13 protein-coding genes are annotated in these 11812 nt (G+C 66.3%); 10 read left to right on the top strand and 3 right to left on the bottom strand.

Annotated elements, in window-relative coordinates; all coding sequences use genetic code 11:
• From GTP90_RS32765 to GTP90_RS32730, 8 genes are all read left to right on the top strand, one after another.
• A partial coding sequence (locus GTP90_RS32765) for an HAD-IC family P-type ATPase (protein ID WP_161087441.1) occupies positions 1 to 723 on the top strand: 723 nt, incomplete at its 5' end.
• Entirely contained in the window at positions 723 to 878 is a 156-nt protein-coding gene (gene ccoS / locus GTP90_RS32760) for a cbb3-type cytochrome oxidase assembly protein CcoS (RefSeq protein ID WP_117012292.1), read from the top strand. The genes GTP90_RS32765 and ccoS, both read left to right, overlap by 1 nt.
• 97 nt (positions 879 to 975) lie before the next feature.
• On the top strand, positions 976 to 2403 hold the full coding sequence (ccoN, locus tag GTP90_RS32755) for a cytochrome-c oxidase, cbb3-type subunit I (protein ID WP_161087440.1): 1428 nt from the start codon (positions 976 to 978) through the stop codon (positions 2401 to 2403).
• A 14-nt stretch (positions 2404 to 2417) separates the two neighbouring features.
• Positions 2418 to 3032, top strand: a complete 615-nt coding sequence (gene ccoO, locus GTP90_RS32750) for a cytochrome-c oxidase, cbb3-type subunit II (protein ID WP_161087439.1) — start codon at positions 2418 to 2420, stop codon at positions 3030 to 3032.
• A gap of 1 nt (position 3033) precedes the next feature.
• A complete protein-coding gene (locus GTP90_RS32745) occupies positions 3034 to 3204 on the top strand; it encodes a cbb3-type cytochrome oxidase subunit 3 (RefSeq protein WP_161087438.1) in 171 nt (56 codons plus the stop codon).
• Complete coding sequence (gene ccoP, locus GTP90_RS32740) at positions 3197 to 4150, top strand: cytochrome-c oxidase, cbb3-type subunit III (RefSeq protein ID WP_161087437.1); 954 nt, start codon at positions 3197 to 3199, stop codon at positions 4148 to 4150. The genes GTP90_RS32745 and ccoP overlap by 8 nt, the downstream gene beginning before the upstream one ends.
• Entirely contained in the window at positions 4147 to 5532 is a 1386-nt protein-coding gene (ccoG, locus tag GTP90_RS32735; RefSeq protein WP_161087436.1) for a cytochrome c oxidase accessory protein CcoG, read from the top strand. Before ccoP ends, ccoG begins: the two co-directional genes overlap by 4 nt.
• A 10-nt stretch (positions 5533 to 5542) precedes the next feature.
• Positions 5543 to 6082: a FixH family protein gene (locus GTP90_RS32730; protein ID WP_161087435.1), complete on the top strand. Its 540-nt coding sequence runs from the start codon at positions 5543 to 5545 to the stop codon at positions 6080 to 6082.
• Positions 6083 to 6140: 58 nt separating this feature from the next.
• Here GTP90_RS32730 and fnr read toward each other — a convergent pair whose 3' ends face one another.
• The 3 genes from fnr to GTP90_RS32715 are packed head-to-tail and all read right to left on the bottom strand — an operon-like array spanning position 6141 to position 7667.
• Positions 6141 to 6899, bottom strand: coding sequence for a fumarate/nitrate reduction transcriptional regulator Fnr (gene fnr, locus GTP90_RS32725; RefSeq protein WP_161087434.1), 759 nt, complete (start codon positions 6897 to 6899; stop codon positions 6141 to 6143).
• 46 nt (positions 6900 to 6945) lie between these two features.
• Positions 6946 to 7464, bottom strand: a complete 519-nt coding sequence (locus GTP90_RS32720; protein ID WP_161087433.1) for an RNA polymerase sigma factor — start codon at positions 7462 to 7464, stop codon at positions 6946 to 6948.
• Positions 7461 to 7667 (bottom strand): YgaP family membrane protein, encoded by a 207-nt coding sequence (locus GTP90_RS32715; RefSeq protein ID WP_161087432.1) that lies wholly within the window; start codon positions 7665 to 7667, stop codon positions 7461 to 7463. The genes GTP90_RS32720 and GTP90_RS32715 overlap by 4 nt, the downstream gene beginning before the upstream one ends.
• A gap of 201 nt (positions 7668 to 7868) precedes the next feature.
• On the opposite strand from GTP90_RS32715, the gene GTP90_RS32710 reads away from it, so the two are divergent.
• Positions 7869 to 8615, top strand: coding sequence for an alpha/beta fold hydrolase (locus GTP90_RS32710; protein ID WP_161087431.1), 747 nt, complete (start codon positions 7869 to 7871; stop codon positions 8613 to 8615).
• A 91-nt stretch (positions 8616 to 8706) separates the two neighbouring features.
• On the top strand, positions 8707 to 11812 hold a 3106-nt coding region (locus GTP90_RS32705; protein ID WP_161087430.1), incomplete at its 3' end, for a response regulator.

The following is an 11812-nucleotide window of genomic DNA, read 5'->3' as shown; positions in this document are numbered from 1 at the left end:
CAGCCGGCGGCGGCCAAGGAGATTCCCGGACGCGGCATCGAAGGCGTGCTGCACAACCGGCTGTACCGGCTGGGCAGCGCCAGCTTCGTGGCCGAGCTGAGCGGCGCGGCGCCGCCGCACGACCCGGGCCGCGGCGTCACGCCGGTCTACCTGGGCGTGGCCGGCCAGTGGCTGGCCTGCTTCCAGCTGCAAGACGGCCTGCGCCCCGAGGCCCAGGCCACGGTGGACTACTTCCGGCAAGCCGGCAAGACCGTGGTGCTGCTCAGCGGCGACCACGACCTGCTGGCGCGCCAGGTCGGCGACCAGCTCGGCATCCGGACCACCATCGGCGGCTACCTGCCCGATGAGAAGCTGGCCTTCGTCAAGCGCCTGCAGGAAACCGGGGCGGTGGTGGCGATGGTGGGCGACGGCATCAACGACGCCGCCGTGCTCAGCGCGGCCGACGTTTCCTTCGCCATGGGCGCCGGCGCCGCGCTGGCCCAGGCCCACGCCGACGCGGTGCTGCTGTGCGGCCGCCTCGACGCGGTGGCCGACAGCGCCCGCGTGGCGGGACGCACCATGCGCGTGATCCGGCAGAACCTGGGCTGGGCCAGCGTCTACAACGCGGTGGCGATCCCGGCGGCGGCGATGGGCCTGCTCAACCCCTGGCTGTCCGGGGTCGGCATGGCGCTCAGCTCGGCCGTGGTGGTGGCCAACGCGCTGCGCCTCAGAAGGAGTGCATGATGGAAGCCTTGTACCTGCTCATCCCGCTCAGCGTGCTGCTGGTGTTTGTCGCGCTGTGGATCTTCTTCAGCGCCTCCGACAACGGCCAGTTCGACGACCTGGTCGGCCCCGGCCTGCGCATCCTGCAGGATGACGACAAGCCGCAAGACGATTGACCAGATCGGGAAAATTTTGATTCACATCAAGGTTTTTTAAGTCTCACCTAAGTAACCTTTGACTCACATCATCAAAGCGTTCTTGGGAGAACTTCAAGTGGACCTTGCACAGAACTACAACTACAAGATTGTGAAGCAATTCGCAATCGCCACCGTGGTCTGGGGTATCGTCGGCATGCTGGTAGGCGTCATTATCGCCGCCCAGCTGGCATGGCCGGCGCTGAACCTGGACATTCCATGGTTGACCTACGGCCGCCTGCGGCCTTTACACACCAATGCCGTCATCTTTGCGTTCGGCATCTGCGGACTTTTCGCAACTTCCTACTACGTGGTACAGCGCACCTGCCAGGTGCGCCTGTTCTCGGACAAACTGGCCGCCTTCACCTTCTGGGGCTGGCAAGCGGTCATCCTCAGCGCGGTCGTCACCCTGCCGATGGGCCTGACCCGCGGCAAGGAATACGCCGAGCTGGAATGGCCAATCACCTTGCTGATCGCCGTGGTGTGGGTGTCCTACGCCATCGTGTTCTTCGGCACGCTGATCAAGCGTAAGGTCAAGCACATCTACGTTGCCAACTGGTTCTTCGCCGGCTACATCCTGGCCGTGACGATCCTGCACGTGGTCAACGGCGCCAGCATGCCGGCAACCTTGTTCAAATCCTACTCCGCCTACTCGGGCGTGCAGGATGCGATGATCCAGTGGTGGTACGGCCACAACGCGGTGGGCTTCATCCTGACCGCCGGCTACCTGGGCATGGTGTACTACTTCATTCCGAAGCAGGCCGAGCGTCCGGTGTACTCGTACCGCCTGTCGATCGTGCACTTCTGGGCGCTGATCTTCACCTACATGTGGGCCGGCCCGCACCACCTGCACTACACCGCGCTGCCGGACTGGACCCAGTCGATCGGCATGGTGTTCTCGCTGATCCTGCTGGCGCCAAGCTGGGGCGGCATGATCAACGGCATCATGACCCTGTCGGGCGCCTGGCACAAGCTGCGCACCGACCCTATCCTGAAATTCATGATCGTCTCGCTGTCGTTCTACGGCATGGCCACCTTCGAGGGCCCGATGATGTCGATCAAGACCGTCAACGCACTGTCGCACTACACCGACTGGGGCATCGCCCACGTCCACGGCGGCGCACTGGGCTGGGTGGGCTTCATCACCATGGGTTCGATCTACTACCTGCTGCCGCGCCTGGCCGGCCAGCAAAAAATGTATAGCACCAAGCTGATCGACCTGCACTTCTGGGTCGCCACCATCGGTATCGTTCTGTACATCGCCGCGATGTGGATCGCCGGTGTGATGCAGGGCCTGATGTGGCGCGCGGTCAATCCGGACGGCACGCTGACCTACACCTTCGTCGAAGGCGTCAAAGCCACCTACCCGTACTACGTGGTGCGCTTCACCGGCGGCCTGCTGTACCTGACCGGCATGTGCGTGATGGGCTACAACACCTGGATGACCTTGCGTAACCGCGAGACCGCCGTGGCGCGCATTCCCGCGCTCAACGCCGGCCACGCCTGATATCGGAGCAAAGCATGAAATTTTCACATGACTGGATCGAGAGAAACCCCTGGCTGCTGATCGCGCTGGTGACGCTGGTGGTCAGCGTCGGCGGCGCCGTCGAGATCGTGCCGCTGTTCTTCCAGAAGTCCACCACCGAGCCGGTGGCGGGCCTGAAGCCCTACTCGCCGCTGCGCCTGGCCGGCCGCGACATCTATGTGCGTGAAGGCTGCTACAACTGCCACTCGCAGATGGTGCGTCCGTTCCGCGCCGAGACCGAGCGCTACGGCCACTACTCGGTCGCCGGCGAGTTCGTCTACGACCGGCCGTTCCAGTGGGGTTCCAAGCGCACCGGGCCCGACCTGGCGCGCGTGGGCGGCCGCTACAGCGATGAATGGCACCGCACCCACCTGAACAATCCACGCGACGTGGTGCCGGAATCGAACATGCCGAACTACCCATGGCTGGCCAAGACCTCGCTGGACGCGGCATCGATCGTGCCGCACATGAAGGCGCTCCAGCGCCTGGGCGATCCGTACACCGACGCCGAGATCGCCGCCGCGCCGGCCGAGCTCAAGGACAAGACCGAAGAAGACGCCCTGATCGCCTACCTGCAAGGCCTGGGCACATTAATCAAGACGAGGAACTAGCATGGCTATCGATAACCTGTTTGACCGCGCCAGCAGCGTGATGACGGTGATTTCCTTCATCACCTTTGCCGGCATCCTGTGGTGGGCTTTCGTCCACAACAAGGAAGCCGATTTCGCCACGGCGGCGCAGCTGCCGTTCGACGACGACGACAAGGAGACTAGCCATGGCTGATTTCACCAACGGCTTCTGGGACCTGTACATCGTGGTGCTGACCCTGCTCGGCATCGCCGGCTGCGGCATCCTGCTGTTCTCGCAATCCCAGATCAAGGGCAAGGCCGGCGAAACCACCGGCCACGTCTGGGACGAGGACTTGAGCGAACTGAACACGCCAATGCCGCGCTGGTGGATGTGGCTGTTCTACATCACCATCGTGTTCGGCCTGGCCTATCTGTTCCTGTATCCAGGGCTGGGCAGCTACGCCGGCAAGCTGGGCTGGAAATCGTCGGGCCAGTACCAGGCCGAGCTCAAGCAGGCCGAGACCGAATACGGCCCGCTGTTCGCGCAATACCAGAAGCAGGACCTGAAAGCGGTGGCGGCCGATCCCAAGGCCCACGCCATCGGCGAGCGCCTGTTCCTGACCTACTGCGCGCAGTGCCACGGTTCGGATGCACGCGGCAACAAGGGCTTCCCCAACCTGACCGACAAGGACTGGCTGTTCGGCGGCGCCCCCGAGACCATCAAGGAAACCATCCTGCACGGCCGCACCGGCATGATGCCGCCGATGGGCGCCGCGCTGGGCTCGGACAAGGACGTGGAAAACGTCGCGCACTATGTGCTGAGCCTGTCCGGTTCGACCTCGGATCCGATCAAGGCCTCGTTCGGCAAGGACAAGTTCGGCGCCTGCATGGCTTGCCACAGCGCTGGCGGCACCGGCAACCAGGCCATCGGCGCGCCTAACCTGACCGACAAGATCTGGTTGTTCGGCGGCAGCGCCGAGACTATCATGGAAACCATCCGCAAGGGCCGCACCACCACCATGCCGGCGTTCGAGGACTTCCTCGGCGACGCCAAGGTGCACGTGCTGGCTGCCTACGTATGGAGCTTGTCCAACGACGTGAACCACGTTGCAACCTCACCGGTCGCGGCGGCGACAGAACCCGCCCCGGCAACAAAATGAACGATCCTGCACCACAAGTCATCAAGATGTATGCGAAGCGCGAGCCTATCTACCCGCGCGAGACCACGGGCCGCTACGCCCGCCTGCGCTGGCTGTTTGTCTGGCTGACGCAGCTGGCCTTCTACTGCAGCCCATGGATGCAGTGGAACGGCCGCCAGGCCCTGCTGTTCGACCTGGTGGCGCGCAAGTTCTACATCTTCGGACTGGTCTTGTGGCCGCAGGACTTCATCTATCTGGCCGCGCTGCTGATCATCTGCGCCTACCTGCTGTTCCTCGCCACCGCGGTGGCGGGGCGGGTCTGGTGCGGCTTCGCCTGTCCGCAAACGGTGTATACCAAAATCTTCCTGTGGATAGAACTGAAGATCGAAGGCCCGCGCAGCGCGCGCATGGCGCTCGACCGGCAGCCGCCGTCGGCCGCCAAGTTTGGCAAGAAAACCGCCAAGCACCTGGCCTGGGGCGCGGTCGCGCTGTGGACCGGCTTCACCTTCGTGGGCTACTTCACGCCGATCAAGCTGCTGGGCAACGAGGTGCTGACCTTGAGCTTTGGCCCGTGGGAATGGTTCTGGGTGCTGTTCTACAGCTTCGCCACCTACGGCAACGCCGGCTGGCTGCGCGAACAGGTGTGCAAATACATGTGCCCGTACGCCCGCTTCCAGAGCTCGATGTTCGACCGCGACACCCTGATCATCACCTACGACAGCGAACGCGGCGAACCGCGCGCGCCGTTGTCCAAGCGCGAGGAACTCAAGGGCGGCTCGTGCATCGACTGCAGCCTGTGCGTGCAGGTCTGCCCGACCGGCATCGACATCCGCAAGGGCTTGCAATATGAATGCATCGGCTGCGCCGCCTGCGTCGACGCCTGCAACGGCGTGATGGACAAGATCGGCGAGCCGCGCGGCCTGATCCGCTACAGCACCGAGCGCGCGCTGCTGATGCACTACACGCCGACCGAGATCCGCAAACGCACGCTGCGCCCGCGGGTCAAGATCTACGCCGGCATCCTGGGCCTGATCGTGATCGCGGTGGTCACCGCGCTGTCGCTGCGCACGCCGCTCAAGCTGGACGTGATCCGCGACCGCGGCGCCATGGGACGCGAGGTCGAGGAAGGCATGATCGAGAACGTCTACCGCCTGCAGATCATGAACACTTCGGAGCAGGCCCACACCTACCGCATCCGCGTCAGCGGCATCGACACGCTGACGCAGGTGACGCCGGACCAGGTGCGGGTGGAAGGCACCGAGACCAAGGCCTATCCGATCCGCCTGCGCGCCGCGCACGGCGCCGGCAAGCCGGGCTCGAACAAGATCGAGATCGAACTGACCGCAGTCGACCAGCCGTCGCTGCATGTGGAAGAACACGCGGTATTCTTCGTGCCGCGCTAAGGGGAAGCAGATGACCGTATCGATAATGACGCCGTCCGTCACACCATGGTGGAAGCAACGCTGGCCGTGGCTGCTGATGCTGGGCCCGGCCGTGGTGGTGGTGGCCGGCACCTACACCGGCTGGCTGGCCTACTCGCGCCAGGACGCGCTGGTGGTGGGCGATTACTACAAGCAGGGCAAGGCCATCAACCAGGACTTGCGGCGCGACCGCCTGGCCGCGTCGATGGGCTTGTCGGTGGACGTGGGCTACGACGCCACCCAGGGCGCGCTGACCGGCCAGCTGCGCCGCACCGCCAGCGACCAGGGCAAGGCCGAGCGCCTGTTCGTGCACCTGTCGCACGCGACCCAGCCGGAGAAGGATATCCAGCTGGTGGTGCAGCCGGACGAGTTCGGCGCCTTCCAGATCAACCTGCCGATGCTGGAACGCAGCCGCTGGGTGGTGCTGGTGGAGGGCGAGCGGCGCGACTGGCGCCTGGCCGGCACCTGGAGCTGGCCGGCGCAACGCTCGGTGACGCTGCATGCCGACCTGCCGCAACCGGCGGATAATTAAGCACGTCGTTCCCGCGCAGGCGGGAAGTCATGTCCCCCGGTGGGGGACATGACGCCGGTCAAGCGCAGGTCTGCGTGCCGGCCGTGATGGCCTTGAGCCGTATCGGCTCCAGCAACTCGATCTCGCGGTTGCTCACGCGCAGCAGCCCTTCCTTCTTGAACTTGGACAGCAGGCGGCTGATGCTCTCGATGGTCAGCCCCAGGTAGTTGCCGATCTCCTCACGCGACATGCGCAGCTGGAACACATGCGGCGAGTAGCCGCGCGCCTCGTAGCGCGACGACAGGTTGACCAGGAAGGCGGCAAACCGCTGGGTCGCCTGCATATTCCCCAACAACAGCATCACGCTTTGCTCGCGGGTGATTTCCTGGCTCATCATGCGGTGGAAATGACGCAACAGTGTCGGCATGTCGGCCAGCAGCTGCTGCAGGCTGCCGAACGGGATTTCGCACACCTCGCTGTCCTCCAGCGCCACGCCGGTGCAATGGTGCTGGTCGGCGCTGATGGCGTCCATGCCCAGCAGCTCGCCGGCCATCTGGAAGCCGGTGATCTGCTCCACGCCTTCGCGGTTGACCTGGTAGGTCTTGAAATGGCCAAGCCGGATCGCATACAGGCTCTGGAAGGAATCGCCGATGCGGAACAGCGGGGCGCCGCGCGGCACCTTGCGGCGGCGGCCGATGATCTGGTCCAGCCGGTCCATATCGTTGTTGTCCAAGCCCATCGGCAAACACAGCTGGTGCATGCTGCACGACGCGCAACTGGCCTTGAGGTTGTCAAGGGTGGCGCCGGGCAGCACCAACTCGGGAAGTTCTCGTATCATGGCCCCAGTGTAGACTATTTGTCGCTAATTGGGGCTGATGCCGCAGTTAGCCGATCAGGTATTCGCGCGCCATGGCGCGCGCCCGGTGCAGCCGGCTCTTGACGGCGGCCGGGCTGCCGCCCACCTCGGCGGCGATCTCGGCGATGGACATTTCGGCGAAATCGCGCAACAACACCACCTGCAGGTAATCGGCCGGCAGCGATTCCAGCGCGTTGACCAGTTCCAGCCGCAGGCCGGCCGTGTCCCGGCTGGCCAGCCACAGCTCGGCGCGCTCATCGTCCCACGGGTCGTGGCCCAGCGCGGCGCGGCCCAGGCGGTGGCAGGCGCGCCTGACCACCTGGAACAGCCAGCCGGAAAACGCCGCCAGCGCGCGCACCGACGACAGCCGCCGCGACAGCACCAGCAAGGCTTCCTGCACCGCGTCGTCGACGTCGGCCACCAGGCAGTTGCGCTGGGCGTAGCGGCGGATGTCGGGCTGGCACAGCCGCAGCAGCTGCGCCAGCGCGGCCGGATCGCCCCGGTGGGCGGCGTCCAGCACCGGCAGGTGTTGTGTTGCAAGACTCATGATTTCCTGTCGAGGCGGCGGCCGGCCAGCGCGCACATCGGGCAAAAGCCGAACAGCCCGGACGCCACGATCCCGGCCGCCGAGGCCGCCAGCACCAGGCCCCATATGCCGCCCAGCACGGCGATGCCGGCCCAGGCCGCGATCACGCCGGCCACCACGCGCAGCGCGCGTTCCCAGTTTGGTACGTTTTTCACATAAAACATCATGCACTCCTAATTGTCGCAGAGGAAGTCCCTCGACAGCTAAGAGGCGCCGTGGCGGCGTTTGGATTCGCGCCGCCGAAAAATATTTTAAAAAATACGTTGCACGCTATTGAATTGCGCGCTATAGTTCATTCCATCAGGTAGCGCACTATTTAATCGCCAACTACCGATAACCACCCACTCACGCTAAAGGACCTCATCATGAAACGCACTCTGATCGCTACCGCACTGCTGGCCTCCGCACTGGGCGCCCAAGCCGCCACCCCTGCCGCCGACACCACCGTCGTGCTGGTCCACGGCGCCTTCGCCGACGGTTCCAGCTGGAACCAGGTGATTCCGCTGCTGCGCGCCAAGGGCTACAAGGTCGTGGCCGTGCAAAACCCGCTGAGCTCGCTGGCCGACGACGTCGCCGCCACCCAGCGCGTGATCGATGCGCAAAGCGGTAAAGTGGTGCTGGTGGGCCACTCGTGGGGCGGCACCGTGATCACCCAGGCCGGCACCAGCGACAAGGTCAAGGCCCTGGTCTACGTGGCCGCGTTCGCCCCGTCCGAGGGCGAGGCCACCGCCGACCTGGGCAAGGATTACGCCGTGCCGCCAGGCATCGCCACGCTGCAGGCCGACGCCGGCGGCTACCTGTGGCTGCCGGCCGACTCGGTCGCCAGGAACTTCGCACCGGACGTGCCGCCGGCCACCGCCGCCCTGATCGCCGCCACCCAGGGCCCGATCAGCGCCAAGGCCTTCGCCGACACCACCAGCGTGGCCGCGTGGAAAACCAAGCCCAACTACTACATCGCCTCCGCCGACGACCGCATGATCGCGCCGGCGCTGCAGCAGGCCTTCGCCCGGAAGATCAACGCCACCACCGTCACGCTGAAAACCAGCCACGTGCCGATGGTGTCGCAGCCGGCCAAGGTGGCCGAGGTGATCATCGCCGCAGCCCAGCGTTAATCCTGTTGCCAAGGCGGGGCTTTGATAGGAGAATTTGCTGTCAGTTTTGCATTCTTCCTATCCCAGCCCCGACTCCGCCCACAAGGATGAAATGAAGTCACCCGGCATCAAGGCTAAAGTCGCACTGGCCACCAGCATCACCTCGGTCCTGATGATCGCGCTGGTGACCGTGCTGCAGACCCACCGCATGCAGGAGGACTACACCAAGGTCCTGTTCACCCAGCAGACCGCCCTGATCAACCGCGCGGCCGAGGAGCTGGACGACAAGCTGACCATGCTGCTCGACATCATCGCGCTGTCGGCGCGCAACCAGCCGCCCGCGCTGGCCGGCTCCGCCGCGCAATTGCGGGCCTACTACCAGGACCGCGCGGTGCTGTCCCTGTTCGACGACCTGCTGGTGCTCAACCCGCACGGCACCATCATCGCCGACCTGCCGCAGCAGGCGGGCCGGGTCGGCATCGAGGCCGCCGACCGCGAATACTTCAAGACCGTGATGCGCACCCGCCAGCCGATGATCACCGAACCGCTGATCGGCCGCGGCAGCGGCCAGCCCATCGTGCAGATCGTGGCGCCGGTGCTGGACGCCAAGGGCGAGGTGGCCTGCGTGCTGGTCGGCGTGCTGCGGCTGTACAAGGACAACCTGCTGGGCCACCTGCGCAAGGCCAAGGTCGGCCGCACCGGCTACTACTTCGCGCTGACCCGCGGGCCGGCGCCGGTGTACGTGCTGCACCCCGAACAGAGCCGCCTGCTGCAGCCGCGCCAGCCCAACGCCAACGCCGCCACCACGCGCGCGCTGGAGCAGGGCTTCGAGGGCACGGTCGACAGCATCAACGGCGTCGGCGAGCGCACCCTCAACAGCTATAAATCGCTCAAGGCGGTCAACTGGGTGCTGGCCACCTCGCTGCCGGCCGAGGAGGCGTACGAACCCTTCACCGGCGTGCTGTACCGGCTGATGCTGTGGGGCGGCCTGGCCTCGCTGCTGGCGGCCGCGCTGATCGGCTGGCTGACCTCGCGGCTGCTGGCGCCGCTGGTGCGGCTGCGCGACGCCATCGTCGCCCTGCGCGACCAGCCCAGCCGCTACACGCCGCTGCCGGCCCACGCGCAGGACGAGGTGGGCCAGCTGACTACCTCATTCAACGAGCTGATGCACGAACGGCTGGCGGCCGACGCCCGCCTGCAAAGCCTGCTGGAATTCGCGCCCAACGCCATCGTGGTGGTCGGGGTCGACGGCCGCATCGAGACCTTCAACCGCGAGAGCGAACGCTGCTTCGGCTACCCGCGCGACGCGGTGCTGGGCCAGCCATTGGAAATGCTGGTGCCGGAACGCCAGCGCAGCCAGCACGCGGGCCACCGCGCGCGCTTCTTCGCCGACCGCCTGAGCGCCGAGCCGGTGCGCATGGGGCGCGGCACGGTGCTGTTCGGCCTGCGCCGCGACGGCAGCGAGTTCCCGCTGGAGATCAACCTGAGCGCGGTGCGCACCGACCAGGGCACCAAGGTGCTGGCGGTGATCTCCGACATCACCGAGCGCCACCGGCTGCAGCTGGAGGTGGAGGCGCGCGCGGCCGAGCTGGAGCGCGAGCGCGACCGCGCCGAGGCCGCCAACCGCGCCAAGAGCGAGTTCGTGGCCAACATGAGCCACGAGATCCGCACGCCGATGAACGCGGTGCTGGGCATGGTCTACCTGCTCGGCAACACGCCGCTGACGCCGCAGCAGCGCAAGTACCTGAGCATGGTGCGGGTGTCGGGCCAGTCGCTGCTGGGCATCCTCAACGACGTGCTGGACTTTTCCAAGATCGAGGCCCGCCACATGGAGCTGTCACCGGTGGAGTTCACGCTGGACGACACCATGAACTCGCTGGCCACGCTGATGACCATGAACGCCGGCGACAAGGAACTGGAGCTGGCCATCAGCGTTGACCCGGCGGTGCCGCGCCACCTGCGCGGCGACGCCATGCGCCTGCAGCAGATCCTGGTCAACCTGGCCGGCAACGCCATCAAGTTCACCGAGCAAGGCGAGGTGGTGGTGGCGGTCGAGCTGAGCGCGCGCGACGCCGGCCACGCGCTGCTGCGCTTCGAGGTGCGCGACACCGGCATGGGCATGACCGCCGACCAGCTGGCGCAGCTGTTCCAGGCCTTCTCGCAGGGCGACCAGAGCATCACGCGGCGCTTCGGCGGCACCGGCCTGGGGTTGGCCATCACCAAGCGGCTGATCGAACTGATGGGCGGGCAGATCGCGGTTCACAGCGAGCCGGGCCAGGGCAGCCGCTTCTGGTTCAGCCTGCCGTTTGACGTGCTGCCCGAACTGCCGGACGAGCGCCGCAAGCCGGCGCTGGGCAACCTGCGCCTGCTGGTGGCGGACGACAACCGCACCAGCCGCGAGGTGATCGCCAAGCTGATCCGCGCATGGGGCTGGCAGGCCGACGAGGTCGACTCCGGCGCGGCCGCGCTGCAGCGCTACCGCCAGAGCCAGCAGGCGCACCACGTGTACGACGTGGTGCTGGCCGACTGGCACATGCCCGGCATGGACGGGCTGGCCACGGCCAAGGGCATCCGCGAGGCGGCGGCCGGCGCCAGGCAACCGATCGTGGTGATGGTCAACGCCTTCGCCCGCGACCACGCGGAGGAAATCTCCAACGCGCCGGAGGCCGACGTGGTGCTGGTCAAGCCGATCACCAGCTCCAACCTGTTCGACGCGCTGCACCAGGCGCTGGTGGCCAAGAGCGACGGCCAGCCGCAGCCGGTGGCCGATCCCGGCATCGCCGGCAGCCTGAGCGGGCATCACTTCCTGCTGGTGGAGGACAACGCGCTCAACCAGGTGGTGGCGCGCGGCATCCTCGAACACGCCGGCGCCACGCTGGACGTGGTGGGCGACGGCCGCCAGGCGGTCGACCTGCTGCGCACCAGCGCCAGCCGCTACGACCTGGTGCTGATGGACATGCAGATGCCGGTGATGGACGGCTTCACCGCCACCCGCGTGCTGCGCCAGCAACTGGGCCTGACACTGCCCATCATCGCCATGACGGCCGGCGTGCTCGGTTCCGAACGGCTGCGCAGCCAGGAGGCCGGCATCACCGATTTCATTCCCAAGCCGATCGAGGTGGACGAGATGCTGGCGGTGCTGCGGCGCCACCTGCCGTCCAAAGCGCCCGCGCAGGACGAGCTGCTGGCCGCGATGGCCGCCGCAGTGGCGCCGGCCG

Source organism: Duganella vulcania (assembly GCF_009857655.1).
GTDB lineage: Bacteria > Pseudomonadota > Gammaproteobacteria > Burkholderiales > Burkholderiaceae_D > Rugamonas > Rugamonas vulcania.
This window is presented reverse-complemented; position numbering and strand designations above follow the sequence as displayed.